Raw genomic sequence first — 26,925 nt, 5'->3', positions numbered from 1 at the left:
CGGCGATAAACTGGTTTGATAACAGTACAAGATGAAAAATTCCATGGGAAAAATTTATATAACAGGGCTTGAAGTAGACACCCTGATTGGTGTTTATGATTGGGAGCGAGTACGAACCACCCAGCTACTTCTTGATGTAACACTTGATGTTGATTTAAGCGCTGCGATGCAAAGCGACGATGTTGCAGACACTGTAGACTATGCAAAAGTGGCAGAGTGTATTGTAGAAGTAGGCAAAGAAAGCACATTTGAGCTACTTGAAGCTTTAGGTAATAAAGTGATGGACGCCGTTCTTGATAATTTCACCGTTGCGTCAATAACGCTTAAAATTGTTAAGCCTAATATCCTTCCCAATGCGCAAACGGTTGCTGTTGAAATGCGTAAAGAGCGCAATTAATGTCACAACACACCATCTTAATCAGCATTGGCTCTAATATTGAACGTGAGCATTACACCAAGCAATCTTTAGTTGCCCTGAAACAGCACTTCTCAGATGTCGCAGTGTCTTCGGTCTACGAGAGCGAAGCGGTGGGCTTCAATGGAAGCCCTTTTTATAACGCCGCTGCTCGGGCGACGACGTCAAAAAGTATTGAGGAAGTGTGCGCAATTCTTAAAGCCATTGAAAAAGACAATGGCAGGGTGCATACAGACAAAAAATTCTGTGCCAGAACCCTTGATCTCGACTTGCTTACCTATGATAGTAAGGTGACCACAACCCCTGTGGTTTTACCTCGCGAAGAGATTTGCTACAACGCGTTTGTGCTTTGGCCGTTAGCTGAACTTGTTCCCAACGACATTCACCCTGAAACGCAAGAAACCTATGCCAAAATGTGGCAAAACTTTGATAAACAGAAACAGCAATTATGGCCGATTGACTTTACTTGGAGTTAAGCAAAGGAATGACACTTTTTGAAATTATTATTTTAGCAATTATTCAGGGCGTTACTGAATTTCTTCCTATCAGTAGCTCTGGACACTTGTTGTTGCCCGCTGAACTTTTTGGTTGGGTAAGTCAGGGCTTAGCGTTTGATGTCGCCGTTCATGTGGGAAGCCTGCTTGCGGTTATGATCTATTTTCGTCAAGAAATCGCTCAGATGACTGTAGCTTGGGTAACACAAGGGTTTAGCAAGCAACAATCTACCGACAGTAAGCTTGCTTGGTACGTTATTGTGGCAACTATTCCAGCGGTTATTATTGGCTTTTTAATGAAAGGCTGGATAGAAGAAAACGCACGTACGGCGCTGGTAATAGCGGGTACCACTATTATTTTTGGTTTGCTGCTATGGTACGCCGATGCCACTGCAAAACGCGAACAAGAGCTAGAAGGACTGACACTTAAGCAAGCCATCTATATCGGGTTAGCCCAAGTATTGGCACTCATTCCTGGCACATCTCGCTCAGGTATTACGATGACCGCAGGTTTGATGTTAGGGCTTAAGCGCGAAGCGTGTGCACGCTTTTCCTTTTTGCTGTCTATTCCAGTTATTTTAGGCGCGGGGCTTTTGGCCACTCTCGACCTGCTTAATGCCAACGAAGCGGTAGACTGGTATGCGCTGCTTTATGGCGCGGCGTTTTCATTCGTAAGCGCCTACCTTTGTATCTATTTGTTCCTAAGCTGGATATCGCGTATCGGCATGCTGCCTTTTGTTATTTATCGCTTGGCGTTGGGCGTAATACTACTGTGGTTTGTTTTCGCTTAAGTAAAGAAAAAGGGCGCTATTCTTCGTATGAGGGGTCTTCGTATGAGGGTGCTATTCGCATGAGATGCCCCTGCGCCGCACAATAGCACTTAATTTTTAATTATGTTCGCAGGCAAATGTTTTAACACTGCTAACATAATTGGTAATCACCTAATTGGTAAGGGAAGTGAGATATGGCAGAAACAATATTTGACAAAATCATCAGCAAGGAAATTCCAGCGGACATATTGTACGAAGATGAATTGGCGCTGGCGTTTAAAGATATAAACCCTCAGGCACCGACTCACTTTCTGGTTATTCCGAAAAAGCAAATTGCAACGGTAAATGATATAGCCGAAGAAGATCGCGAAGTGGTGGGGCACTTGTCATTTGTTGCAGCAAAAATTGCAAAGGAGCAAGGGTTTGCTGACCAAGGCTTTCGTACGGTAATGAACTGTAATGAATACGGTGGTCAAACGGTATATCACATTCACCTTCACGTGTTGGCAGGCAAACCGCTAGGCTGGCCTCCGTATACTGAAAATATGAAGCAACACGTAGAATAGCGTGTAAAGTTAAGAATACAAAAATGCCGCCCTAGATGTTATCTCAGGGCGGCATTTTTATTTAATGAGTACAGTGCTTACTTAGTTAGCAAGCCCCAGTACTTTCTTACCTTGGTTGAAGTGAATATCAACTGGAATGCTCGCTGCCTCTAGGCGCGCTAAATCTGAAGCAAGATCGGGTTTAATTACACCCATAGTTTCTACTAGCTTCGCTACGCCATCGTAATCGCCGTCACCTTGTAATGTAAGGATTAGTTCAGATAGTGCTTCTACTGCGGCGCCCATCTTCTCCATATTTACGCGATACATGCCGTCTTCTGTTTTCTCGAAGGCGCCTTGCTGGGCAAAGAAGTTAAAGCGGATCATGTTCGCTTTTCCGTGTGCAGAACTTGCGCCGAAACGCACAGAACGGAAAATGCCAGCCATAAAGGTAACGTAATAATCTTCTAGTGTACCTTCAGTGATTTCACCTTTTTCAAGAAGACTTTGTACCATGTACAAACCTAGAATATCCGCTTTGCCTTCTTCAAGAGCTGACGCATGCTCTTTAAGTGCTCCGCGCACAGTCCCTGAACCATCTAGGGTATTCTTAATCCCTAAACCGTGTGCCACTTCATGAAACATGGTGTTCGCGAAAAAGGCGTCAAACGTAATGTGTTCACGTTGCTCTGGTACAATTAACGTATCCGCAATAGGCACCAAAATAGTATCGAACTTTGCACGCATTGCGTTTTTAAGCTGCAGACGGCGGGTACCTTTTTCTAGCTGTACTCGCTCGTCATTGGGCAAGTTAATTGCAATGGTCTTACTGCCTGCATTAGAGTGGCCGGCATAATAAATAACATCATAAGCGTTAAGGTCTGCATCAGAACCTGGCATTTCCGCTTTATATGCCTCAGCAACCGGAAGGCCTTGCTGTAATTCAGGTAAGAAGGCCGCGTATTTAGCTAGCTTTTCACTCCATGCTAAATCTTTAATGAGTACATAGGCTTCAAACGCTGCGCGATAGCCAAAGAGTTGATCTTCGTAGCTTTCAATAGGACCGATAACCAGCTCAACAGGGTTGGTTTTCATATCCATCCACGCCATGTCAGAAGCCAGGTAGTCGTTTGATAGTAGGGCTTGAGAACGCAGCTGCAAATATTGTTTAAAGCTTTCATCTTCAGCAAGCTCTGACGCTTTTTTAAGTAAGTCAGACGCCTTCATTAGTTCGCTTTTAAAGGCTTCAGAATAAGGCACCGAATAAAGGTTGCCCGCTTCATCGCGCTTCACCATGGAATAAAGGCCTTGTTTGTCACCAAAATCTGCCGTGGCAAATTCCTCTTTTTCCATATCATGGGGGTAGAACTCAGCGCCCAGCGCTTTGTCTTCATAGCCACTTAAAAAAGGTGTATCGCCATTTAAGCGATCCCAAGGGCCATAGTTGATCGCTGCAAAGTGGCGAACTTTTTCGTCACTAATTGACGAAAGAAATGCATCTTTATCTTCAAAGAACGCTTGTTTCCAGAACAAGTCGTCCATGATTTTCGATGCATCAATTAACAGTGAAAGCATTTTGTGTTGATTGTCACTAAGGTGTGACAAATCGCTGGTAAGATCTACGCCGTGATAAATAGACAAGCGAGACTCATCAACAAGTAAGGTTTGCTCGGAAGCGGTTTCAGGCTTTGCTGTTTGAGTTGGTGTTGTATCGGCGCTTTTGCTGCACGCGGTCAGCATAAATAAACCCGCTACTGCAGCTGCAATAGGAGAATAAGTTGTAATTGTTTTTTTCATAATGACTCTTACCGTGTGGTTTAACCGCATTGATTTACAGTATGCGGGGCGGTGAATAGATAGCTCACTATAGCTATGCTTTTGATTTAATACAAAAGTATGAAAAATATTTGCTTAATATCAATAGTGGTTTGCTACCAGTTGACTATACTTTAAAAAAAGCTCTGGTGGTTCTGCCGTTGCTAATGATTCGCATCGACACTGTATTTTTTTAGTTGGTCGAAACTAAAGAGCTACTATAGTATGGTGATAGAAATACCATAATAAAACAATAAACGGTTTGTATTTTAGCGTGAAGCATAGAGGCCTATGTAAGTTAACGCACGGAATGCAACGCACAAACATCGAATCTATTTTAGTCATCAGTTTTGCTGGTGGTCGAGATGATTAACTGGTAAAGCAACCTATCGCCTTCACGAGGCTATTTGGAACTTTCTAAGGGTAGAAATATGTCTACACAGAACGCGCTTTCAACCATTTTGGTTGAAAAAATTAACAATGACACACTCGTCCTTCCCACGCTTCCTGCTATTGCATTGAAAGTCCGCAAAGCGGCAGACGATCCCGACATTAATTTAAACGCGATGGGAGATGTGATTGGTCAAGATCCATCGCTTAGCGCAAGAATGATCAAAATTGCGAACAGTGCTTATATGGGACGTAGCGTAAAAGTTACTTCTATCAGCCAAGCGGTTACACGAATTGGTTTACGCCAAATTAAAAACATCTCTACTGCACTCGCTATGGAGCAATTATTCGTCTCTAAAAACGATGTAGTTGCACGCTATTTACAACAAGAGTGGGCAAATACAGTTAATATCGTGGCTAACTCTATGGCGGTGCTTCAGCTTTACATAGCGCGTACCAAAAAGCGTGAAATGAGCATGGATACCATGACACTAGCGGCACTGGTTCACAACATCGGTGTTCTGCCTATTTTGACCGAGGCTGAGCGTCACCCTGAAGTCTTTGCGAACCCTTCATTCCTTGAAGTGGCAATCGATAAATTAGCTGGCCGTATTGGTGCAAGCATTATGACAGAGTGGGGCTTCGGAGAAACCTTCGTTAATGTTTCAAAAAATTGGAAAGACCTAAGCTACATGCCAGAAGAGTTAACCTACATTGATTTCGTTCGTGTTGGCGCTGCAGTTTCAGGTGCGGTAGACAGTCAAAAAGATGCGATCTTAAACTTAGCTATTCAGCGCGGTGTGGTTGAAGATATGGGCGAGCTTCACTCTGATGAGTTTGAAGAGCTTGCAAGCGCAGCGAAGCAGATCTTCTTGTAAGTGTTTTAAGCTAAAAAATACTGCAAAGGCCGGTACTGAAGCATAACTTCGGTACCGGCCTTTTCGTTATGAAAAGCTGACAATGAAACAGCATAAAGCAAACAAATGCTGCTACGCGCTAACAGGCTTCTTTTGAACGTAAAGCAGCAATAAACCTAACCCCAATCCCCACACCGCTGAAGTCATGGAATATAAACTAAATCCTGACGCCGTACACAGCATGGTAAGCAACGCAGGAGCCCTGTGGTGCTCTACTTCCATGGCGCGAACCACCGCTCCTTGCAGCGTAGCTAATAGGGCTAGTCCTGCAAGCAGATGAATAATGATACTGGGCATACTCACAAATAGCGCAACGACCACAGACGCTAATAACCCCATGAACAAATACGCCACCCCCGCTGCTATAGCGGCTTTATAGCGCTGCGACTTTTCATCATCCGCTTGCTCGCCCATGCATAGCGCTGCCGTTATCGCCGCTAAGTTAAAGGTAAAACCACCGAAAGGTGCTAATAAGGCTTGAACAATGGCAATGCCTGACAAAATGGGTTTGTGGTCGGGCGTATAGCCATGGGCGTGATGAATAGCTATACCTGGCAAGTTTTGAGAAAGCGTGGTGATAAGAAAAAGGGGAAATGCTAATCCAATGGCAGCACTCAGTGAGAAAGTGGGCGTTACCCAAATAGGCTCGGGCAGGGTGAATATTGATGGCAGCCCTGGTGAGTCGCTTGATAGAGCAACCACACCATCTGCACTACTCATAAACAAGCTAATGGTCACCGACATGATCAGCAACAACAGCATAAGATAGCGGGGAAATAGTCGGCTTCCTACTAAATAAGCCGCGATAAATAACGCAACTAAGTACGGTGCGTCATTAACATCACTGAATATCGCAAGGCATATAGGTAAGAGAATGCCGGCCAAAAGCGCCGATGAGATTGCAGGGGGAATCCGACTTATTTGTTTGAGCAGGCTACGGCTTTGCGCAGTTACAAGAGAAAGCAAGGCACATAGTATAAATGCACCAATGGCTTCACTTAAACGGTAGTCACCGATACTGGTTAACAAAAAAGCCGCGCCTGGGGTAGACCAAGCGGTAACAACGGGCAGTTTGGATAGCCACGAAAACAGAATGCAGGTAATGCCCATACCGAGCCCAAGCGCCAACAACCAACTCACTACCATGTCGTCGCTGGCGCCGGCTTTACGCGCTACATCAATGATAATGACAACAGAACTACTGTAACCCACTGTAACCGCGGTTAGCCCTGCGCTGATATGACTTAACTTCCACTTGCTCATGAAAACCCTCGTGATGGAATTTCGATTTGGAATCGACCGAGCGATGAAACACGCTTTTAGTGTCTATCGAATGTGCTACTCTACCTTTTTGTGCGCTATAACGTACAATAGTTAACTTAACATCTGTGCGTTATAGCGCACAACTGGTTTATTAAACTCAGCGTCAAAATAAAAGGCCTTCATTACATGACAAAAGCAAATGCGCAGCCTTCTGCTATTTCAAGAAGTATTGCACACCACCTGCAGTCTGTTCGTAAAGCTCGGGGGCTTTCCCTTGATAAAACCGCGCAGTTGACTGGAGTGTCTAAAGCCATGTTGGGGCAAATAGAACGAGGCGAGTCTAGCCCCACAATCGCTACCTTGTGGAAGATAGCAACCGGTCTTGCGTGTTCTTTTTCTTCTTTCTTGTCAGGTGATGAAACCGCACCTACGTCCCAACATGCCGACAACAAGTTCGCTAACGACCCAAACGTAACCATAAAAACGCTATTTCCGTTTAACTCAGCCACCCAGTTTGAAATGTTTGAACTATGCTTAACGGACTTTCATGAGCAGCACTCTTCGGCGCATCAAATAGGCGTCACCGAACATATTCACGTACTACAAGGAAAGTTAGGGGTTTTGCAAGATGGTCAATGGCAAACTTATCAAGCGCAAGAGCAGTGTATATTACGCGCAGACCAGCCCCACGGTTATCGAGATGAGGTAGGAGAAACGCGCTTTATTGTGGTTATTCACTATCCAACTTAAAGCGGTTGGGAAACTTTCTTGCAAAAGCTAGGAAAAAGGCTAGGAGAAAGGCTAGGAAAAAAGCGAAGAAGTATTTGCGCTAAATGACGGTTGCCAGTTCAAACAATCAAGTTAATTAACAGGACCTAATAAAAAGCCTAACTACCCCAAGGTAATTAGGCTTTTCGATAGCGCTAGGCTATCTTTTTCATCGGCTTAATATTTATTTGCCATAAGTTTATAAACTATCGTCGTTAAGATTAAGCGCACCACGAAGGAAGTTAAGCAGTGTACAAATTTCGGCTGACATAAGCGCGAACTCTGCATCAAGGCGCGCTTCAACCTGATCTTTTGGCACATCGTCAGTTTCTTCTTTAATGCGATCGGTGAACTTAACACGTTTAATGGCGCCATCCTCACACATAATAGCCGTCAACGTCTCTGCATATTCGAATGCAACCTTTTGAACCAGCTTACCGGCATCCAAATGAATACTAATTTCTTCGCTGTCTAGCGGCTGGTTCTTACAACGAATAACGCTGCCAGTGTCATCGGTAGATTTAAGCTCAGCTTCTTCAAGTAGACCTACACCTTCTGGTGTTGACTCAGTAACCCAGTGCGTAAGCTCGCTTTGAAGGCTTCTGCGCGTAAATGGCACTACTGGAAGTGAGCCTATGGCTTTTCTTACCATGGCCAAAAAGGCTTCGGCTTTGCCATCAGATGATGCGTCAACTACGACTAAGTTGTCAGCAAGCGAAATAAAGCCGTGAGTGTAGGTGTTTTTTGTAAATGCCTGGGGCAGCAAACGGGTTTGAATTTCTTGTTTAAGATCTGCTTTGGCTTTTTTACCAACTGGCGAACCGGTTTCCATTTCAATTTTGGCCACCATTTCGTCAAGCTCGGCATTTACCACTGCGCCGGGCAAGATCTTTTCCTGTTTCTTTAGGGTTATCCAAAAACGCTGTTGAAAAACATGGAACATGGTGCCTTGCTTACCCGCCTGAGAAAACGGAGAGGCGAACCCTATGGTTGCTAAGTCCTGGCTACCGCACGGGCGAAAAGCGTGTTCGTTAAGGGCACGTTCTAAATCGCCCTCGTCTAGCGATAACGGCTGAGTAATTTGATAGGCTTTTACATTTTTAAACCACATAGTGTAAGCATTCTCTTGATAAAAATAGGGCGCAAGCCTACCAACGTAAGACTCGCGGTGCAATTGAATAAAAGGCCCTAGAAAGCGGGCACCTTAGATTGATAGTGGCAAGAAAGGTTAAGCACTCTTTTTCGGAAAACGAATGGTGTACTGTAAGCCGTTGCCAAGCGTACTGTCGGCCTCTATATGCCCATGCAGTGACTGTGTAACTAGGTTGTACATAATATGTGTGCCTAGACCGCTACCACCTTCTCCGCGTTTGGTAGTAAAGAAGGCATCAAACAACTTACTGAGCTCTTCTTCGCTTAAACCTTTTCCGTCATCTTGGTAGTGGATCACAACATTATCACCATCTTCTTTTACATCTAGTGTTACAGAGCCGGCCGCTTTGCCTTCAAAGCCGTGCGTAATTGAGTTAACCACCATATTGGTAACGATTTGAGCGATGGCGCCAGGTGCACAGGTCACAACTAAATTGTCGGGGCAGGATACGTTAATTTGATGTTCAGTATGCTTAAAACTTGGCTTAAGTGACTGAATAATTTCGTTAATATAGTCGCCCAACACAAATTCGCGCTCGGTTTCACTGGTCTGGTCAACGGCCACCTGTTTAAAGCTGGCGATAAGATCAGATGCGCGCTCCAGGTTACTTAAAAGTAATAGCGCAGTTTGTTCTGCTTCATCGATGAAGCTTGCCATGTTCTTACTGGTCAGGCTTTTATCTTCGAAGTCGGTCTTTAAATTGTTAAGTCGCTCTTGTAGAAAGCTGGCTGCGGTCACACTCACGCCTAATGGCGTGTTTACGTCATGCGCGATACCGGCCACCAGACCGCCCAGCGACGCCATGCGCTCCGACTCGACTAATTGCTCTTGCGCTTGATGAAGTGTATCCATCGAACTGGCTAGCTCTTGGTTACGTTTGCGCAGTTCGGCTTCTATATACTGAAGATTTTCGTTTTCTTGGCGAAGCTCTCGCTGGTGGGCAATAAGCTCGTCTTTTTGCTGCTCTAAGTCGAGCATGATCTGAGACAACGACGCTGTTTTCTTTGCCACTTCTTGTTCTAAAATCAGGTTTTGGTCGTCTAGCTTCTTGTTGGCAAGAGTGAGTTCATTCTGCGCGTCTTTCAGCTTATTGTTTGAAATAATCAGGTCGTCAATAACGTGGTTGTAAGATTCCTTAAGCTGTAATAGCTCGTTGTCATCATCGAGCTTTATGCTGAGTTTGCTCTCTTCTGGGTGTTGAGGATCGAAATTACCCATTTGCTCGGTAATGGTTTGCAGCGGTTCAGAAAGCATGGTGCGAAATGCGGTCATGAACAAGAAGACCAGAAAGGTGGTTTTTACTAACGCATTACCGATAAGAAAAAATACGCCTACTTCAATACGGCTAAAAATAGTATCAAAGCTAGAATACAAGGTAACGTCGCCAACCGTAGATTCGCGACCTGAGAATTTAAATACTAGTGGGAAGCTGTAGCTAAATACGCCGCCGGGATGATCTTCAATTATTTCACGGTCAACCGGAGCAGGAGAACGCTGAGCACGGATGCCGTACTCGGCAATGTAGTTACCGTTTTCACCACGAACTTGAAGCCCTTCAACAATAGGCAATGACATAAGGCCTTCGGCGATGGCACGCACTTGGTCGTGGTTAAGTTCCCACAAAGCGCGGGTCAGGCTAGAAGAAAAGGTGTTTTTTAGCGTTTGAAGCTCGCCTTCAACGTGATTTTTCGTGCTGAGGTATTCTGTAAAGATCTGTCCTACCGTCACTAGCAGCGTGAGAGAAAAGTACACTGACAACACTCTGGCTAAGAGTTTCCTTGATAACCCTGTCTTGACCGCAGCCATCGATAAACACACCCCTGTTACATCAGACCTTTTAAATCACCGACAACGCTTGGTAGTTGCTCACCTTTGCAACAATAACAGTCGGTTTTATGTAATTTCAAGAATATGCGTAATCGTATGAATAAACAAGATTATGTATTTAAACTTTGGAACAAGCTTGTATTAAACTTGACACATAAATGTAATCGTTTTAATAAAACTGTCACAGACCACATTAATAATAACGGCGTTTAAAAATGAGCAGGAATATTACGATGTCTCGTACAGTGTTGGTGGTTGAGGACGAAGCGCCTATCCGTGAAATGCTTAAGTTTGTGCTTGAGCAATCTGGTTTTAACATTATTGAAGCCGAAGATTTCGACATCGCGCAAGAAAAAATTTGCGAACCTTACCCAGATTTAATCTTATTAGATTGGATGTTGCCGGGAGGAAGCGGTGTACAGCTAGCTAAAAGTTTAAAGCAGCACGAGTTTACTCGTGACATTCCCGTCATCATGCTTACAGCCCGTGGCGAGGAAGAAGACAAAATTCGCGGCCTGGATGCAGGTGCTGATGACTACGTTACTAAACCATTCTCGCCGAAAGAGCTTGTGGCAAGAATAAAAGCAGTGATGCGAAGAGTAACGCCTACATCAAGCGAGGAGCCCATTGAATTTAATGGTCTTAAACTTGAACCGGTATCACATCGCGTAATGGCGAATGAAGAACCGTTAGACATGGGGCCGACTGAATTTAAATTGTTGCACTTCTTTATGACGCACCCAGAACGTGTCTATAGCCGAGAGCTACTGCTAGATAATGTTTGGGGAACCAATGTTTATGTAGAAGACAGAACGGTAGATGTACATATTCGACGTCTACGCAAAGCTATCTCTCGCCACGGACATGATGCTATGATCCAAACAGTACGCGGCGCGGGTTACCGTTTTTCTACTAAGCTGTAATAAATGTAGTGTTTAGGGAGTAACATAGTGTTATTCCCTTGATGCCGCTGCGCCATCTGGGCATACGCCCAATTCCACCTTTAACAACGCGAGCTATTTCATGTATTACCCGTTCTCTTGGTTGAGAAGTACATTGCGCTTAGTGCTATTCCTTGTGGTTTTTGCGCTAGTCGGGTGGTATCTAGATGATATGTTATTCGCCGTTGCTATTGGCGCAACCCTGCTACTGCTATTTAACTACTGGCATCTTTACAAGCTAAATCGCTGGTTATGGCATAGTCGTAAAATGTCTCCACCTACCGTGCGTGGCGTGTGGGAACATATTTATGAAGGGATTTATTACCTTCAGCGTCGTAACCGCAATAAGCGCAAAGAGCTTGGTGAATTGGTAAAGCGCTTTAGAGAGGGGTCTGAAGCCTTGCCTGATGCGGCGGTAGTGGTTGATGCTAAGGCCTGCATTATTTGGTGTAACCGCCTTGCTCGCTTGGATTTAGGGCTTAAATGGCCGCAAGACTCTGGGCGTCGAATCGACAACTTGTTGCGCCATCCGGAGTTTATTCAGTACTTTCATGCAGGGAATTATAAATACCCCATTGAAGTACCGTCACCTACCAACCCCAACAAAACCTTTGAATACCGGATTATGCCGTATGGCGATGAGCATTTGTTGCTGATTGCCCGTGACATAACGCGGGTGTCCCAGCTTGAAGAAATGCGTAAGGACTTTGTGGCAAATGTGTCTCATGAATTGCGTACACCGCTAACGGTCATTAACGGATACCTTGAAATTCTTCCTATTGATGAAGACTCCGATCCATTCATGCAAAAAGCGATGAAAGAAATGACATCGCAAACCCACCGTATGCAAAACTTGATAGAAGACTTGCTGGTGTTGTCGCGCATTGAAGCAAGTTCGGAACGCATCTACGAAAATGTTGTGAATATTCCTGTGGTCCTTGCGCAAGTGGAAAGAGAAGCGCAGGCGCTTAATAAAGAGAAAAACCACACAATAAACTTCCACATCGACAAAGAACTCTATGTTTTCGGTGTAGAGACCGAGCTTCGAAGTGCTTGCTCAAACCTAGTGTTTAATGCGGTGCACTACACACCTGCTGGTGGCGAAATTAATGTGTACTGGCGACGTAAACCCAATGGCGCGCAATTTTCTGTGGTAGATAACGGTGATGGTATTGAGCCAAATCATCTAAACCGCCTTACCGAGCGCTTTTATCGCGTGGATAAAGCGCGCTCTCGCAAAACCGGTGGCTCTGGCTTAGGCCTTTCCATTGTAAAACATGTACTAAGTCATCATAATTCTCGTTTAGATATAACCAGTACATTGGGTGAGGGCAGCAATTTCTCGTTTGTACTGGATAACGAGTTGATTGCAGAGCAACTGTAACCCTAAGAGGCGAGAAGTGTTGGTGAGCAAAAAGTATAACAAGATGAAAGGGCAACGCTATCGCCTTTCAACGTTACTTTTAGTAATAGGCTTATTGTTACCATTTGGAACTCTGGCTGATTCTCAAAATACTCAAAGCTCGTCATCTGCTTCTGGTAGCTATCAAGTACCTGCCTATGAACGTAAGCCTGGGGTGGCAGGAAAAATATCCTCTGTTGGCTCAGACACGCTGGCAAACTTAATGACCTTTTGGTCACAGGAATTTAAAACCCTTTATCCTCAGGTCGGCTTTCAAATACAGGCGTCCGGTTCATCTACCGCTCCGCCGGCACTTATTGAAGGTACTGCCACCATAGGCCCTATGAGCCGAGAACTAAAACCCAGTGAAATACGGGATTTTACGCGAACCCACGGTTACCCGCCTACGGTATTAAAAGTGGCAATGGATGCCATCGCCATTTTTGTGGATAGACGCAATCCGCTGCCGGGTATGACCCTTGAGCAAGTTGACGCGGTGTTTTCTGAAACCCAGTTTTGTGGCAGCAATACAGCCATTACCAATTGGTCTCAGCTCGGCGTTGACGATATAGGCTATCGTTCTCCTATCAGGCTATACGGTCGAAATTCAGTATCGGGTACTTACGGCTTGTTTAAAGTGATGGCGCTGTGCGATGGTGACTTTAAGAATACGGTAAACGAACAACCTGGCTCTGCATCTGTAGTATTGTCCGTGGCCAGCGGTACAGGCGCGATTGGCTATGCCGCTTACGGCTATAAAACCGCAGGAGTTCGCGCTCTGCCTTTAGGTGAGTCGCTAGATAGCTTAATCCCTCTTTCTATCGATACAGTGCGCAACGAAACGTATCCGTTTGCCCGTTTTCTTTATTTAGTGATAAATAAAAAGCCTGGTGAGCCTTTACCTACTCTGGAAAGGGAGTTTTTGCGCTATATCTTGTCACAGGAAGGGCAGCAGCAGGTGTTAAGAGACGGATATTTCCCCATTCGTGAAGACGTACTGGTACGCCAGCGTCGATTATTGGAATAGAAAAGCGAAAGTAGAAGCCGCATCACTCGCCGTTAAAAGCAAAGGATAAAACTGTGTCGTATATGCCGCCAGCGTGGAAACAATGGGTTGTCAAATGCCTGCTATCAGGGACAGCTGTGCCAACTATCGTGACAACCCTAGCGGAAAACGGTTTTTCTCCCGACACTATTAAAAAAGTGCTCGGCGCCAATTTGCCCACTAATTATCAGTTTTCACCCTCTCCAAGTTTCTACGAGAAGCTAGCAAAAAGTGCTATCGCCCGCGTGGAAAAGGCTAAGCCACTTGCCGAGCCCAGTGACATTCAGCTCTTCTCGTACGATAACTTCTTGAGCAGCCAAGAGTGTGACGACATTGTTGCGCTGACCAAAGATAAACTCGCGCCCTCTAAATTGGCGGGAGCCGCTAGCGCTGATGACATTAGAACCTCTTCAACATGTGAATTAGCCTTTCTCGGTAATAAGCTAGTCAAAGACGTTGATAGTCGCATTGTTTCAACCCTTAGTTTGGGCGTGGGAGAAGGAGAAGTTATTCAGGCCCAGCACTACAATGTTGGGGAATATTACAAACCTCACTACGACTTCTTTCCTCCAGGAAGCCCGCAGTACAAAGCGCATTGTCTATCGCGTGGTCAGCGAACGTGGACATGCATGATTTACTTGAATGATGAATGTGACGGCGGTCACACCCGCTTCACCAAGCTAGATATTGCAGTAAAACCGAAAAAGGGAATGGCACTCTTTTGGAATAATTTGCTGCCCTCTGGCGACCCCAACCTTAACAGTATTCATTTCGCAGAACCTGTCACTCGTGGTCACAAAACTGTCATAACCAAATGGTTTAGAACGAAAAACTAAACACCTCAAGCCAAGCTTTTAGTTTTATTTTTAATCAATCTTGTTTTATCTAATTGAAAAGTAATAGCTTTACGCAGGCTTTAGTTCAAAGCTGAAAAAGTTCAAATAAATTCGATAAGTTTTTTACTTTGTAACAAAAATGTCACCGATCTCCTTTACTCTCTAGCAAACCTTAGAATCCGTATTACAAAAATCTGGAGAATTTAATGGAAATTCGTAACATATTTAAGGTAAGTGCTATCACGACTGCGCTTGTCCTTGCAGGCTGTGGCGGTGACATCAATATTAATGAAGGTGATGAAGTAGTAACAACTCCAACAACACCAACTACACCTACAACACCAACAACACCGACTACCCCTGATGTAGATACGCCGTTCTCTCTAGGCTTTGCCACAGACGTATCAAGCGAATTCTCAGGAACGATTACAGATAAGCCTGTTTATCGTTTAGATACCGATTTAACTATCACTCAAGATATGACCTTAACGAACGATGCTCACTGGATCATCAAAGGTCGTACGGCGGTTGGTAACGACAACGCTGATGCAGCGGTACTAACTATTCAAGAAGGTACTACAGTAATCGGCGAAGACGGCGATGACTTCTTAGTTGTTCGTCGTGGATCTCAAATTGACGCATCTGGTACGTCTACAGCGCCTATCGTGATGACATCGGTACAGGACGTTACTGGTGAAGAAACTTCAATCGGTCAGTGGGGCGGTGTAGTTCTACTAGGTAACGCACCAACTAACCTTTGTAATACGGGTGACGATGCAGATACGTCTGACGAAGAACTTGCAAACTGTGGTGTTTCTGCAGAAGGTGATGCAGGTCTTTACGGTGGTAATAACCCAGAAGATAACTCAGGTACGCTAGAGTACGTTGTAGTTAAGCATGCGGGTAAAGCTCTGGCATCAGGCGACGAGCTAAACGGTATTTCATTCGCTGGTATCGGTTCAGGCACCACAGTTAACTATATTCAGGTTCACCAAAACCTTGATGACGGTATTGAATTCTTCGGTGGTACGGTTAACGTAAGTAACGTTGTACTTACTGACATCGGTGACGATTCACTAGACTGGTCATTTGGCTGGACTGGTAGCGCAACTAACGTTTATATCCAACAGTCAGCTGACGGTGGCGACAACGCAATCGAAGCGGATAACAACGAAGATAATCCGTCTTGGTTGCCGCTAACTAAGCCAACTATTTCAAACGTGACTATTGTTAGTGCAGACAACACCAATGGTGTACGTCTACGTAACGGTACAGCAGGCGTGCTTTCAAACGTTCTAGTAACGGGTTCTGCACTTGCAAACAACTGCCTACGTGTAAACGGTGACGAAGCAATTGCTAACGCTGAGTCGGGCGAGCTTTCTATCACTGATTCAATTGTTGCGTGTGAAACACCTGCGAACAACTTTGGTTCTGACACCATTAACGGTGGCACTACTCAAGCGTGGTTTGAAGGCCAAGATGGCAACAGCGTTTTAGCTGCGTCTGCATTAATGCTTGAGGACAACGGTTACTTCCCAACTGCATCTTCTCCTGTAGCACTTGGCGGCGGTCAATATATTGGTGCATTCAACCCTAACGGCACAGACTGGACTGTAGGTTGGACGGTAGGCGTAAACGGCGGTTTCCCAACTGACGTTCAAAACGCATTTGCACAGGGTCTAGCAACAGACGTATCGGCTGACTTCGACCTAGACAAGCCGGTTTACGAAATTGCTGCTGACACCACATTCACATCTGACGTTACACTTACTAACGATGCTTACTGGCTAATTAAAGGCCGTACTGCAGTAGGTAACGATAACGAAGACAGCGCAACACTATACATCGAACAAGGTACGACTGTGTTTGGTGAGCAAGGTGATGACTTCTTGGTAGTACGTCGTGGCTCAATGATTGAAGCTAACGGTACGGCAAGTGCACCTATCACGTTTACCTCTGTACAAGACCTTATCGGTGACGAAACGGGTATCGGCCAATGGGGCGGTATCGTACTTCTAGGTAATGCACCAACTAACCTATGTAATACCGGTGACGATTCAGATACCTCTGACGCTGAACTTGCTTCATGTGGTGTGGCTGCTGAAGGTGACGCGGGTCTTTACGGCGGTAATAACCCTGCAGATAGCACAGGTTCACTTCGCTACGTAGTAGTTAAGCACGCAGGCCGCGCTCTTGCAGCGGGTGACGAGCTAAACGGTATTTCATTTGCAGGTATCGGTTCAGGTACTAAAGTTGAGTACATTCAAGTTCATCAAAACCTTGATGACGGTATTGAATTCTTTGGCGGTACAGTTAGCGTACGTAACGTTGTACTTACTGATATCGGTGATGACTCGCTAGATTGGTCTTTCGGTTGGACAGGTAACGCGCAAAACGTTTATATCCAACAATCAGCTGCTGGTGGCGACAACGCTATTGAAGCGGATAATAACGAAGACAACCCAGCGTGGCTTCCACTCACTAAGCCTACTATTTCTAACGTGACTATCGTTGGCGCTGACACAACTAACGGCGTTCGTCTACGCAACGGTACTGCGGGTAATATCCGCAATCTAGTTGTTACAGCTGGTGAAGGCTACTCTAACTGCCTACGAGTTAACGGCGACGAGTCGATTGCTAACGCAGTATCTGGCGAGCTTTCTGTAGAACATTCAGTGGTTGCTTGTGAAGCAGGTAATAACTTTGGTTCAGACGCTATCGGTGGTGGTACTACTCAAACATGGTTCGAAGGCCAAACAGGTAACAGCGTGCTTACCGCTGATGCACTAATGCTTTCTAACGATGGATTTACACCTCGCTCTGGCTCACCACTTCTTGGTGCGGGCGTTGATGTATCAGAAGAGAATGACTTCTTCGCAGCAACTGACTATATCGGTGCATTTGACGGTGACAACAACTGGATGGACGGTTGGACTGTTGCGGTAAACGATAGCATTCCTGCTGACGTTACAACGGCACTAGAGCAAGGCTTGGCGACCGACGTGTCTGCTAGCTTCCCAGATATTACTGACAAGCCTGTTTATCAGCTTGCTACTGACACCGTGTTTACTGCTGATGTATCGCTAACTAACGATGCTCACTGGCTAATTAAAGGTCGTACAGCGGTAGGTAACGACAACGCTGACAGCGCTTCACTTTACATTCAGCGCGGTACTACAGTATTCGGTGAAGATGGTGATGATTTCTTAGTTGTTCGTCGTGGCTCTAAGATTGAAGCGTCTGGTACTGCAACACTGCCAATTACCTTCACATCTTCAGAAGATATGACTGGCGGCGAAACAGCCATCGGCCAATGGGGCGGTCTAGTTATTCTAGGTAACGCACCAACAAACCTATGTAACACAGGTGACGACGGTGATACGTCTGAAGCTGAACTGGCTAACTGTGGTGTAGCCGCAGAAGGTGATGCAGGCCTATACGGTGGTGCAGACAGTGAAGATAGCTCAGGTACGCTTCGCTACGTTATCGTGAAGCACGCAGGTAAAGCACTTGCGGCAGGTGATGAGCTAAACGGTATTTCATTTGCGGGTGTAGGTAGCGGCACTGAAGTTGACTTCATCCAAGTTCACCAAAACCTAGATGATGGCGTTGAGTTCTTCGGCGGTACAGTAAACGTAAGTCACTTAGTATTAACTGCTATCGGTGATGATTCTCTAGACTGGTCATTCGGTTGGACAGGTAAGGCGCAGTACGTAGTTATCAAGCAAGATGCAGCGGGCGGCGACAATGCGTTCGAAGCTGACAACAACGAAGATAACCCTGCGTGGACACCATTGACGACACCAACAGTATCTAACGTAACAATTTTAGGTGCAGACAATACAAACGGTGTACGTCTTCGCAACGGTACAGCGGGAACAATCAAAAACCTAGTGGTTACCGGTGGCGCAAACTACAGCAACTGCCTACGAGTGAATGGTGATGAATCAATTGCTAACGCAGCAGCAGGTTCACTAACTGTGACACACTCAACAGTAGCATGTTCATCTGCGAGCGCATTTGGTTCAGACACTATTGGTACAGACAGCACGCAAGCGTGGTTTGAAGGTCAAGACGGCAACAGCGTTCTTGCTGAAACTGCAGCACTTGGCTTTGATTCAACAGGTTTCGTACCTGCAAGCAATTCAGTTTTATTAGGTTCAGGCTTCGACGCTTCTACTTTGGACGCTTTCTTTGATAGCACAGACTTCCAAGGTGCATTCGACGGTGAGTCTGACTGGACACTGGGTTGGGTAACTGTTGGTCTTCAAGACTAATAAGTGAATGCGAGACACAGTAAAGCTAAGGCGTTTTTGCGCCTTAGCTTTTGTGTAAGCGCAGCTACCTGATTACAGTTTCTTAGGAGTTACACAATGAAAAACAATCAAACGTCAGCATTTAAAGTCGGTGGACTTTCGCTGGCTATCGCGTCCATTCTTGGCGCAAGCGCGTTACCGTTATCAGCAGTAGCACAGCAGTCAGAAGACGAAGTAATTGAAGAAGTCGTTGCTACGGGTACGCGACTTAAAGGAACCGCAACGGCGGTTTTACAAGAGCGTCAAAATCAGGCGTTCGTTGCTGATATTCTTGGCGCAGAACAAATTTCTCGTACCGGTGACGGCGATGCCGCTGCTGCACTTCGACGTGTAACAGGTCTTACGCTAGTTGACGGTAAATTTATTTACGTTCGTGGTTTAGGTGAGCGTTATTCAAGCACACAGCTAAATGGCATGACGGTACCAAGTCCGGATCCTACGCGCTCGGTTGTACCGCTTGATTTATTCCCATCAAGTATCATCGAAAGCCTGAACGTTCAGAAATCTTACTCACCCAATATGCCTGGTCACTTTGGTGGCGGTAACGTAAACATTCGTACTAAATCAATCCCATCTGAGTTTGTATTCAATGTAAGTGCAGGTGGCGGTTGGAATACGCAAAATAGCGACACCGGTGTTTTCTATTCTGGTGGCGGCGATGATTGGACTGGTCGTGACGACGGTACCCGTGCACTGCCTGACATTATCAGCTCGGGTCTTGCTGCAAATGGCTCTGCAGGCTTTGAGGGCGACCGCACAAGAACACTGGCTGAAACGCAGGATATCCTAAGTTCATTTAACTGGGACATCGGCCCAGACGAAAAGTCTGTAGACCCGAACTTCAGCTTGGGTACGACCATTGGTAACAATTACGTATTCGACAACGACTCTGTACTTGGTTTCCTTGCAACGGTTTCTTACAGCAACGAATGGACAGTTGCCGAAGAGATGTTAGGTAACGATATCGGTGGTGGTCAGGAAAATCCACGCTTCACTAAATATCGCGACATGGTGTCTACAGAGCAAAACGTGCGTTGGAGCGGTATGTTCAACGTGGGTTACGAGTACAACAGCAACCACAAAGTAGAACTTGTGAACATGATCCTTCACGACATGCGAGACCGTGTTCGCGATGGATACTACTTCGACGAAAGTGAATCTAACCCTGGCGTGGAAGAATTCCGCCGCATGGATATCATTTTCGAAGAGCGTGAAATGGTTTCTTCACAGCTTAAAGGTACGCACAACTTCCTTAACTTGTTAGATGGTGTGTTTTTCGATTGGTACGTGGGAACTAGCCGTGCGTCTCGTGAAGCGCCAGATATCATGGAAGTAACATTCCAGCAGTTCTACGATGAGTCGGGTGCATTAGAGCTTGAGCGTCTTGATGATACGCCAGGAACTAACCTTAACCGCCAATATCAGGTGCTTTATGATGAGTCTGATACCTATGGCTTCAACGTGTCTACCGCGTTCTTCGGCGATGGCTACGACGTTGAACTTAAAGCCGGTATGGATTACTACGACAAAACCCGTGACGGTAACAATATTGACTTAGCGGTGCGTCACTTTGGTATTTCTTCTGACTTTAAAGAAGGTAGCCGTTTGAATGAAATTTTCTCACAAGAAAATATCTATAACGACGACTTCTACACCAGCTCAACGGGTCGTTCTGTGTTTCAGGACAATACAGGTGCAGGTGATAAGTACTCAGCGGCAACTAAACTTACCGCAGGCTATTTCATGGTTGATGCATTCTTCAACCAGAAGTTCCGCGTAAGTGGCGGTGCTCGTTATGAAGACTTCCAGCAAGTATCGATTCCATTTATCGAGCACTCGGATAAGTTTGCTGACGACACTGATGCCATCATTGACAGCATCTACAATGAATCTGATGTACTACCGTCATTAGCTTTCACTTATATCCCAAGTGAAGAAATGCAGTATCGCTTTAACATCAGCCAAACGCTAATCCGTCCTGACTTACGTGATATCAGCTCAACCTTCTTTATCGACCCGTTAACAGAATTCCTTGTACGCGGTTCTCCTTCATTGGTTGAAACTGAATTGACGAATATCGACTTCCGCTGGGAGTGGTATATGTCACAAGGTAACAACTTGTCTGTTGCACTCTTCTATAAAGATATGGAAAACCCTATCGAGATGGTGCAGTTTGACGGCGGTGAAGGTGTGCCTCAGCTATTAACGGCTAACGGACAGGAAGGTGAGCTGTACGGTATCGAGTTTGAATTCTTGCACGACCTTGGCTTTATTGGTGATAACTTCAGTAACTTCTTTGTATCAGGAAACATGACGCTTTCTGACTCAGAAGTAACTATTGGTAGTGGCGATCAAGAATCACTGTTCTCTCAGCAGGCACGTGAAGCTTACGGCGGTACTATCACGGCGACCATTACTAACGACAAGCGTCGTCTAGTAGGTCACTCTGAGTGGGTTGCTAACCTTCAGTTAGGTTGGGATTCTGATAACGGTGAGCATTCAGCGTCACTAGTCTATAACTCATTCGGTGAACGTATCATTGCGCCTGGCGTACGTGGTTTTGAAGATGGTATTGAAAAACCGTTCCATTCATTGGACGCCGTTTATACTTACTACCCTGACTTCAACACTACAATTAAATTACGTGTGCAAAACATTTTCAACGACGAGAAAGAAATTGAGCAAGAAGGTCTTACGCTGCGTAAGCTAAGCGTAGGTACAGGTATAAACGCTTCAATTACTTATAACTTCTAAGAAAATACAGCCAGTGCTGCTTCTTCAAAAAGAGAGCAGCAACAATCATCTAAAGCCCGGTTTTCCTGCCGGGCTTTTCTATTTGTGACAATAGTCATCGATTTATGACAGTTTCGTAATAAAACTGTCACAGAAAACTCCTATCCTACGCGCAGAAATTTATAGTCGGATACAACCGATTTCTTTTAACTTTAAAGGTTTGAATGTATGAAGCTTATCAATGCCTTGCTTGTGGCAGGTGCGCTAGCAGCGACACCCGTGCTTGCACAAGACGATGAAGTCTTAAAACCCGTTGTCGATGAGGCAGCGAAAATAAACGAGTCAGCGGCGAAATCGCAAGAAAAGATTAACGGTATTACCGATCAAATCGACAGCAAACTTCAACAGTTCAAAACATTGATGAAAGAAATCGAAGGCCTTGAGGTTTATAACACTCAGCTTCGTAAGCAAATCAATAACCAAGAACAAGAAATGGCAGACCTAAATGCTGCTATCGATGAAGTGTCTGTTGTTGAGCGTCAAATCACACCACTAATGATGCGCATGATTGACGGCCTAGAGCAGTTTGTTGCGCTAGACGTACCATTCCTTCCAGAAGAGCGCGCGAATCGCGTTGCTGACCTTCGCGCTATGATGGACCGCGCCGACGTTGCTGCGTCTGAGAAATTCCGCCGCGTAATGGAAGCGTATCAAGTAGAGATGGACTACGGCCGCACTATGGAAGCGTACAGCGGTATTCATTCAATTAACGGTCAAGAGCGTGACGTTGAATTCCTACGCCTTGGTCGCACAGCGCTAATTTATCAAACACGTGATGCAAGCATGCAGGGTGTTTGGAACAAGCAAACTCGTCAGTGGGAAGAGCTTGATAGCAGCTACCGTACACAAATTACAAAAGGTCTGCGCATGGCGAAGAAGCAACTTGCACCAGACTTGCTAATGCTGCCAGTGGCAATTACAGACTAAGAGGTTGATGAGAATGTTTAACACAGTAAAACGTATCGCTGTTGGTCTAGCAGCCCTTAGCATCAGCGTTGGTGCTTTCGCACAAAGCGACCGTGCCATGGACTTAGACGCACTTCTTAAGCAACTAGAAGAAGGTCAGTTCGCACAGTCTCAGCAAAACAAACAGCGCGAGCGTGATTTCCAAGCGCAACGTGCAGAGCAAGATCGCATTCTTCGCGAAACTCGTGAAAAGCGCGACCAAATGCTTGCACAATCAGAGCAGCTTGAAACTCAGTTCGAAGAAAACGAATTCAAACTGGCTGACTTAAACGGTGCACTAGACACACGTCTTGGTTCACTTAAAGAGCTATTCGGTGTGCTTCAGCAAATCGCTGGCGACACCAAAAACAAATTCTATAACTCAGTGGTTTCTGCACAAATCCCTGGCCGTGCTGACTTCCTTGATAAGATGGCACAAGACATGGGTTCAAGCTCAAAACTTGCATCAATTGAAGAAATTGAGCGCGTTTGGTTTGAAATGCAACGCGAAATGACTGAAGCCGGCAAAGTCACTACGTTCAAGACAGACGTTGTTGAAGCGGGCGGTGAAAAAGTGAATAAGTCTGTTGTTCGCGTAGGTCCTTTTGCACTTGTTGCTGATGGTAAATACCTAGAGTACAACGGTGTAACAGGCACAGTATCTGAACTTGTACGTCAGCCTGCTGACCGTTACATGGATTCTGCTGCTGAACTACAAGCATCAAGCGGTGAGTTAGTGCAGTTCGGTATCGACCCAACGGGTGGTTCAATCCTAGGTCTTCTTGTTCAAGCGCCTAACCTTCAAGAGCGTGTAGAGCAGGGCGGTGTTGTAGGTTACATCATTCTTATCGTTGGTGCATTCGGTCTTCTACTTGCCCTTGAGCGTCTTGTAACGCTGACGCTTATTCGCATGAAAGTGAACAAACAGCTTAAGAGCAAAGAAGTAAACACAAACAATCCGCTTGGCCGTGTACTTAAAGTACGTGACGAGCACCCAGACGCCGACGTTGAAGCACTTGAACTTCACCTTACAGAAGCGATTTTGGGCGAAGTACCTAAGTTAGGTCGTAACCTAACTATCATTAAGATTATCTCTGTTGTAGCACCGCTTATGGGTCTACTAGGTACGGTAACCGGTATGATCAACACCTTCCAAGCTATCACCTTGTTTGGTACGGGTGACCCGAAACTGATGGCAGGTGGTATTTCAACAGCACTTGTAACAACAGTACTAGGTCTAGTTGTAGCGATTCCAATGACACTGCTTTATGCAATGCTTAACACACGTTCTAAGAACATTGTGTACATCCTACAAGAACAGGCGTCTGGCGTAATTGCAGAGCGCGCTGAGCGAGGCTAATCATGATCGAGTTTCTAGAAGCAATTCGCGATTTCACAGAAACAGGTGGCCAGGTTCTCCTGGTCATCGGTCTGCTGATATTCGTTATGTGGCTTTTGATCCTCGAGCGTGCGATGTATCTGATGGTTTGGCACAAGCAAGCCAAGAAAGAAGCGATAGCAATGTGGACAGCACGTGCCGATCGCTCTTCTTGGTTCGCAGAGCAGGTTCGTCAGAAAACAATTTCACAGTTAACCATGCGCCTAAACGGCAGCATCCCAATTATCCAGTCACTGGTTGCGCTTTGTCCGCTGCTAGGCTTGATGGGAACGGTTACCGGTATGATTGAAGTGTTCGATGTAATGGCGATTGCGGGCTCAGGTAATGCTCGTTCAATGGCGTCAGGTGTATCGAAAGCCACTATCCCCACAATGGCGGGCATGGTTGGCGCACTTTCAGGCGTATTCGCCGCTACTTGGTTAACTCGTATGGTGAAATCAGAACGCACGCATCTTGAGGATGCATTGATTATTCAACGTTAATGCTAGCTAAGCGTTAAGGTAAGGTATTTATTATGAAGCAGCACTTTCAAAACTTAGTCGATGAAGAAGAAGCAGCCATCGACATGACGCCCATGCTGGACGTTGTATTTATCATGTTGATCTTCTTCATTGTGACTGCGTCATTTGTGAAAGAAGCGGGTATCGATGTTAACCGTCCAGAAGCAGCAACTGCTGTGAAAAAGGATCGCGCTAATATCCTTATCGCTATTTCAGATAAAGGCGAAATTTGGATTAACAAGCGCCGTATCGACGTTCGCGCAGTACAAGCGAACATTGAGCGTCTTCGCGCAGAAAACCCACAGGGTTCTGTTGTAATTCAGGCTGACAAAAAAGCCACAACAGAAACACTGATTAAGGTTATGGACGCGTCGCGAGCCGCTGGCGTTTACGATGTTTCGATTGCAGCCCAAGAGCAATAAATCATGCCACGATATTTAATCGCATTTGTTATTTCCCTTGCGATCACGTTAGGCCTGTTCTTCTTGATGCAATCGCTTATCAAGATGGGTGGCAGCGCACTAACTGAGCCGCCTAAGGGAAGCATGCTTGACTTCGTAAGGGTTAAGCAGGATGAACAGGTTGAGAAAAAAGATCGTAAGCCGAAGAAGCCACCTAAGCCTGAAGAGCCGCCACCGCAAATGGAGCAGCCTCAAATGGACTCGCCTTCTCCAGATGCAGAAGGTACGTCGATGGACTTTGGTGCTGAAGTCGGAGACGACATCTCGCTAGAAGGCGGGTTGGCCCTCGAATCCGGTGACGGTGAATATCTTCCTATTGTTAAGGTTGCGCCAGTGTATCCACGACGTGCACTTCAACGGGGTATTGAAGGTTTCGTTATTGTTGAATTTACAGTAACTAAACAAGGCGCAGTACGCGACCCAATTGTTGTTGAAGCTAACCCTTCAGGTATTTTTGAACAAGCGGCTATTGATGCGGCAATGAAGTTCAAATATAAGCCTCGAGTGGTAAATGGCGAAGCAACGGAAGTGTCTGGTGTACAAAACCGTATTACGTTCCAAATTGACGGGTAACAGAACATGATGAGAAAACAGACGAATACATTGCTTAGTGCACTGGCGTTTGCATTTGCATCGGCCACAGTATCTGTACCTACTATGTTCATTGCTTCTAACGCTACAGCGCAAGAGGCTGAGCAGCAAGATGGACAAGAGATAAAAGCTAGCGATAAGCAAACCCGTCGCGTGCCTACGCTTCGCGGTAAAGTCTACGAGCAGCTAGCCCGTGCACAAACGGCAGCTGATGAAGCGGGCAATGTAGAAGAAGCTATTTCCATTTTGAAAGAAGTGGAAGATAAGTCTCATTCTATGAACGCCTACGAAAAAGCGATGATGTACAACTTTTTCGGCTTCATTTATTACAACAACGAAGACTATGCAAAAGCGTTGGAGTCGTTTGCCAAGGTAGTAGAGCAACAGCCTATTCCTGAAAAGTTCGAAATGACTACACTTTTCAGTTTGGCGCAGCTTAACCTTATGCAGGGTAATTACGACGATACCATCACTTACTTAGAGCGTTGGGAAAGTCTTAATGCGGGCCCTGTGCCGGTGAAAAACAAAGTCATCAAGGCCCAAGCGTACTATCAGAATAAGCAGTACGAGCAAGCCTCAACGTGGATTTCAGAAGCGGTTGCCGACCACGAAGCAGAAGGCATGATCCCCGATGAAGGGTGGTTAATTCTTCAGCGTGCTATTTTCTATGAACTCAAGCAGCCTCAAAAGGTTAAAGACGTTCTGGTTAAAATGGTGAAGCTATTTGACGAGCCTAAGTATTGGATCCAGCTAGCGGGTATGTACGGTGAGCTAGGCGAAGAGCGCAAGCAGTTGGCTATTATGGAAACCGCTTATCAGCGCGGGTTCGTTAATACATCCGCTGATGTGTTTAACATGGCGCAGCTTTATTACTATCATCGCGTACCTTACAAAGGTGCTAAGTTGATGGAGCAGGCGATGAACGACGGCGTGCTAGAGAAAAACTTGCGCAACCTTAAGTTCTTAGGCCAAAGCTGGTCACTTGCTAAAGAGCAAGACAAAGCCATTCCCGTTATGATGCAAGCGGCTGAACTGTCTGAAGACGGTGAGTTAGATGCACAGTTAGCGCAAATTCTTCTTAATGAAGAGCGTTTCGACGATGCAATTGCTGCGGCAGACCGAGCGGTTGAAAAGGGCGATTTGAGAAACCCTGGTTTGGTTTACCTGATTAAAGGCATGGCACTTTACAACAAGAAGCAATATGCCCTTGCGCTTAATCAGCTAGCTGAAGCAGAAAAGCATCAGAAAAGTCGTGCCATGGCACAGCAATGGAAGCAGTTTGTGCAGGGCGAAAAGCGTCAGGCAGACGCTATTGCAGCTGAGCTAGGTACAAGTTAAG

The 26,925-nt window shown here is 45.6% G+C and carries 22 protein-coding genes; 18 read left to right on the top strand and 4 right to left on the bottom strand.

What is annotated here, in order from left to right; genetic code table 11:
• Nucleotides 1–43: 43 nt before the first annotated feature.
• The 4 genes from folB to AC0J2X_RS04980 all read left to right on the top strand — a co-directional run bounded on the left by folB (nt 44) and on the right by AC0J2X_RS04980 (nt 2,245).
• On the top strand, nt 44–397 hold the full coding sequence (gene folB / locus AC0J2X_RS04995) for a dihydroneopterin aldolase (RefSeq protein ID WP_014948271.1): 354 nt from the start codon (nt 44–46) through the stop codon (nt 395–397).
• Nucleotides 397–891 carry a 2-amino-4-hydroxy-6-hydroxymethyldihydropteridine diphosphokinase gene (gene folK, locus AC0J2X_RS04990; protein ID WP_014948272.1) on the top strand — a complete coding sequence of 165 codons (495 nt, stop codon included), beginning with the start codon at nt 397–399 and terminating at the stop codon, nt 889–891. The genes folB and folK overlap by 1 nt, the downstream gene beginning before the upstream one ends.
• 8 nt (nt 892–899) lie before the next feature.
• A complete protein-coding gene (locus AC0J2X_RS04985) occupies nt 900–1,700 on the top strand; it encodes an undecaprenyl-diphosphate phosphatase (RefSeq protein ID WP_014948273.1) in 801 nt (266 codons plus the stop codon).
• A 173-nt stretch (nt 1,701–1,873) separates the two neighbouring features.
• Nucleotides 1,874–2,245: a histidine triad nucleotide-binding protein gene (locus AC0J2X_RS04980; RefSeq protein WP_014948274.1), complete on the top strand. Its 372-nt coding sequence runs from the start codon at nt 1,874–1,876 to the stop codon at nt 2,243–2,245.
• An 81-nt stretch (nt 2,246–2,326) separates the two neighbouring features.
• On the opposite strand, the gene AC0J2X_RS04975 is transcribed toward AC0J2X_RS04980, so the two are convergent.
• Nucleotides 2,327–4,021, bottom strand: a complete 1,695-nt coding sequence (locus AC0J2X_RS04975; protein ID WP_472995829.1) for a dipeptidyl-peptidase 3 family protein — start codon at nt 4,019–4,021, stop codon at nt 2,327–2,329.
• Between the two features lie 449 nt (nt 4,022–4,470).
• Between AC0J2X_RS04975 and AC0J2X_RS04970 the strand changes: the two genes are divergently transcribed.
• Complete coding sequence (locus AC0J2X_RS04970) at nt 4,471–5,307, top strand: HDOD domain-containing protein (RefSeq protein WP_014948276.1); 837 nt, start codon at nt 4,471–4,473, stop codon at nt 5,305–5,307.
• A gap of 111 nt (nt 5,308–5,418) precedes the next feature.
• Here the strand turns inward: AC0J2X_RS04970 and AC0J2X_RS04965 are convergent, their stop codons facing one another.
• Complete coding sequence (locus tag AC0J2X_RS04965) at nt 5,419–6,609, bottom strand: benzoate/H(+) symporter BenE family transporter (RefSeq protein ID WP_014975686.1); 1,191 nt, start codon at nt 6,607–6,609, stop codon at nt 5,419–5,421.
• Nucleotides 6,610–6,795: 186 nt separating this feature from the next.
• Between AC0J2X_RS04965 and AC0J2X_RS04960 the strand changes: the two genes are divergently transcribed.
• Nucleotides 6,796–7,359: a helix-turn-helix domain-containing protein gene (locus AC0J2X_RS04960; RefSeq protein ID WP_014948278.1), complete on the top strand. Its 564-nt coding sequence runs from the start codon at nt 6,796–6,798 to the stop codon at nt 7,357–7,359.
• 217 nt (nt 7,360–7,576) lie between these two features.
• On the opposite strand, the gene rdgC is transcribed toward AC0J2X_RS04960, so the two are convergent.
• Nucleotides 7,577–8,488, bottom strand: coding sequence for a recombination-associated protein RdgC (rdgC, locus tag AC0J2X_RS04955; RefSeq protein ID WP_472995828.1), 912 nt, complete (start codon nt 8,486–8,488; stop codon nt 7,577–7,579).
• Nucleotides 8,489–8,605: 117 nt separating this feature from the next.
• On the bottom strand, nt 8,606–10,336 hold the full coding sequence (locus AC0J2X_RS04950; RefSeq protein WP_472995827.1) for an ATP-binding protein: 1,731 nt from the start codon (nt 10,334–10,336) through the stop codon (nt 8,606–8,608).
• A 254-nt stretch (nt 10,337–10,590) separates the two neighbouring features.
• Here AC0J2X_RS04950 and phoB point away from each other — a divergent pair, with 254 nt between their 5' ends.
• The 12 genes from phoB to AC0J2X_RS04890 all read left to right on the top strand — a co-directional run bounded on the left by phoB (nt 10,591) and on the right by AC0J2X_RS04890 (nt 26,924).
• On the top strand, nt 10,591–11,280 hold the full coding sequence (gene phoB, locus AC0J2X_RS04945; RefSeq protein ID WP_014948281.1) for a phosphate regulon transcriptional regulator PhoB: 690 nt from the start codon (nt 10,591–10,593) through the stop codon (nt 11,278–11,280).
• 100 nt (nt 11,281–11,380) lie between these two features.
• Complete coding sequence (phoR, locus tag AC0J2X_RS04940; protein WP_014948282.1) at nt 11,381–12,682, top strand: phosphate regulon sensor histidine kinase PhoR; 1,302 nt, start codon at nt 11,381–11,383, stop codon at nt 12,680–12,682.
• Between the two features lie 16 nt (nt 12,683–12,698).
• On the top strand, nt 12,699–13,727 hold the full coding sequence (locus AC0J2X_RS04935; RefSeq protein WP_156077907.1) for a PstS family phosphate ABC transporter substrate-binding protein: 1,029 nt from the start codon (nt 12,699–12,701) through the stop codon (nt 13,725–13,727).
• A 62-nt stretch (nt 13,728–13,789) separates the two neighbouring features.
• A complete protein-coding gene (locus tag AC0J2X_RS04930; protein WP_069944220.1) occupies nt 13,790–14,581 on the top strand; it encodes a prolyl hydroxylase family protein in 792 nt (263 codons plus the stop codon).
• A 206-nt stretch (nt 14,582–14,787) separates the two neighbouring features.
• Nucleotides 14,788–18,858 (top strand): beta strand repeat-containing protein, encoded by a 4,071-nt coding sequence (locus tag AC0J2X_RS04925; protein WP_278712001.1) that lies wholly within the window; start codon nt 14,788–14,790, stop codon nt 18,856–18,858.
• A gap of 96 nt (nt 18,859–18,954) precedes the next feature.
• Nucleotides 18,955–21,651: a TonB-dependent receptor domain-containing protein gene (locus AC0J2X_RS04920; protein WP_039234969.1), complete on the top strand. Its 2,697-nt coding sequence runs from the start codon at nt 18,955–18,957 to the stop codon at nt 21,649–21,651.
• 207 nt (nt 21,652–21,858) lie between these two features.
• A complete protein-coding gene (locus AC0J2X_RS04915) occupies nt 21,859–22,617 on the top strand; it encodes a DUF3450 domain-containing protein (protein WP_014948287.1) in 759 nt (252 codons plus the stop codon).
• A gap of 13 nt (nt 22,618–22,630) precedes the next feature.
• Nucleotides 22,631–23,995 carry a MotA/TolQ/ExbB proton channel family protein gene (locus tag AC0J2X_RS04910; protein ID WP_014948288.1) on the top strand — a complete coding sequence of 455 codons (1,365 nt, stop codon included), beginning with the start codon at nt 22,631–22,633 and terminating at the stop codon, nt 23,993–23,995.
• A gap of 2 nt (nt 23,996–23,997) precedes the next feature.
• A complete protein-coding gene (locus AC0J2X_RS04905) occupies nt 23,998–24,516 on the top strand; it encodes a MotA/TolQ/ExbB proton channel family protein (protein ID WP_012517279.1) in 519 nt (172 codons plus the stop codon).
• A 32-nt stretch (nt 24,517–24,548) separates the two neighbouring features.
• Nucleotides 24,549–24,956 carry an ExbD/TolR family protein gene (locus tag AC0J2X_RS04900; protein ID WP_014948289.1) on the top strand — a complete coding sequence of 136 codons (408 nt, stop codon included), beginning with the start codon at nt 24,549–24,551 and terminating at the stop codon, nt 24,954–24,956.
• Nucleotides 24,957–24,959: 3 nt separating this feature from the next.
• Entirely contained in the window at nt 24,960–25,568 is a 609-nt protein-coding gene (locus AC0J2X_RS04895; RefSeq protein WP_156077909.1) for an energy transducer TonB, read from the top strand.
• A 6-nt stretch (nt 25,569–25,574) separates the two neighbouring features.
• A complete protein-coding gene (locus AC0J2X_RS04890; protein WP_039234964.1) occupies nt 25,575–26,924 on the top strand; it encodes a tetratricopeptide repeat protein in 1,350 nt (449 codons plus the stop codon).
• The last annotated feature ends 1 nt before the right edge of the window (nt 26,925 follow it).

It is taken from the genome of Alteromonas sp. R7, assembly GCF_055755235.1.
Note: the sequence above shows the minus strand (reverse complement) of the source record. Positions and strands in the feature narration are given on the sequence as shown.

What these genes read in the sequence shown, in the direction of transcription:
- folB (WP_014948271.1), top strand. Translation starts at nt 44, where the DNA reads ATGGGAAAAATTTATATAACAGGGCTTGAAGTAGACACCCTGATTGGT.
- folK (WP_014948272.1), top strand. Translation starts at nt 397, where the DNA reads ATGTCACAACACACCATCTTAATCAGCATTGGCTCTAATATTGAACGT.
- AC0J2X_RS04985 (WP_014948273.1), top strand. Translation starts at nt 900, where the DNA reads ATGACACTTTTTGAAATTATTATTTTAGCAATTATTCAGGGCGTTACT.
- AC0J2X_RS04980 (WP_014948274.1), top strand. Translation starts at nt 1,874, where the DNA reads ATGGCAGAAACAATATTTGACAAAATCATCAGCAAGGAAATTCCAGCG.
- AC0J2X_RS04975 (WP_472995829.1), bottom strand. Translation starts at nt 4,021, where the DNA reads ATGAAAAAAACAATTACAACTTATTCTCCTATTGCAGCTGCAGTAGCG.
- AC0J2X_RS04970 (WP_014948276.1), top strand. Translation starts at nt 4,471, where the DNA reads ATGTCTACACAGAACGCGCTTTCAACCATTTTGGTTGAAAAAATTAAC.
- AC0J2X_RS04965 (WP_014975686.1), bottom strand. Translation starts at nt 6,609, where the DNA reads ATGAGCAAGTGGAAGTTAAGTCATATCAGCGCAGGGCTAACCGCGGTT.
- AC0J2X_RS04960 (WP_014948278.1), top strand. Translation starts at nt 6,796, where the DNA reads ATGACAAAAGCAAATGCGCAGCCTTCTGCTATTTCAAGAAGTATTGCA.
- rdgC (WP_472995828.1), bottom strand. Translation starts at nt 8,488, where the DNA reads ATGTGGTTTAAAAATGTAAAAGCCTATCAAATTACTCAGCCGTTATCG.
- AC0J2X_RS04950 (WP_472995827.1), bottom strand. Translation starts at nt 10,336, where the DNA reads ATGGCTGCGGTCAAGACAGGGTTATCAAGGAAACTCTTAGCCAGAGTG.
- phoB (WP_014948281.1), top strand. Translation starts at nt 10,591, where the DNA reads ATGTCTCGTACAGTGTTGGTGGTTGAGGACGAAGCGCCTATCCGTGAA.
- phoR (WP_014948282.1), top strand. Translation starts at nt 11,381, where the DNA reads ATGTATTACCCGTTCTCTTGGTTGAGAAGTACATTGCGCTTAGTGCTA.
- AC0J2X_RS04930 (WP_069944220.1), top strand. Translation starts at nt 13,790, where the DNA reads ATGCCGCCAGCGTGGAAACAATGGGTTGTCAAATGCCTGCTATCAGGG.
- AC0J2X_RS04925 (WP_278712001.1), top strand. Translation starts at nt 14,788, where the DNA reads ATGGAAATTCGTAACATATTTAAGGTAAGTGCTATCACGACTGCGCTT.
- AC0J2X_RS04920 (WP_039234969.1), top strand. Translation starts at nt 18,955, where the DNA reads ATGAAAAACAATCAAACGTCAGCATTTAAAGTCGGTGGACTTTCGCTG.
- AC0J2X_RS04915 (WP_014948287.1), top strand. Translation starts at nt 21,859, where the DNA reads ATGAAGCTTATCAATGCCTTGCTTGTGGCAGGTGCGCTAGCAGCGACA.
- AC0J2X_RS04910 (WP_014948288.1), top strand. Translation starts at nt 22,631, where the DNA reads ATGTTTAACACAGTAAAACGTATCGCTGTTGGTCTAGCAGCCCTTAGC.
- AC0J2X_RS04905 (WP_012517279.1), top strand. Translation starts at nt 23,998, where the DNA reads ATGATCGAGTTTCTAGAAGCAATTCGCGATTTCACAGAAACAGGTGGC.
- AC0J2X_RS04900 (WP_014948289.1), top strand. Translation starts at nt 24,549, where the DNA reads ATGAAGCAGCACTTTCAAAACTTAGTCGATGAAGAAGAAGCAGCCATC.
- AC0J2X_RS04895 (WP_156077909.1), top strand. Translation starts at nt 24,960, where the DNA reads ATGCCACGATATTTAATCGCATTTGTTATTTCCCTTGCGATCACGTTA.
- AC0J2X_RS04890 (WP_039234964.1), top strand. Translation starts at nt 25,575, where the DNA reads ATGATGAGAAAACAGACGAATACATTGCTTAGTGCACTGGCGTTTGCA.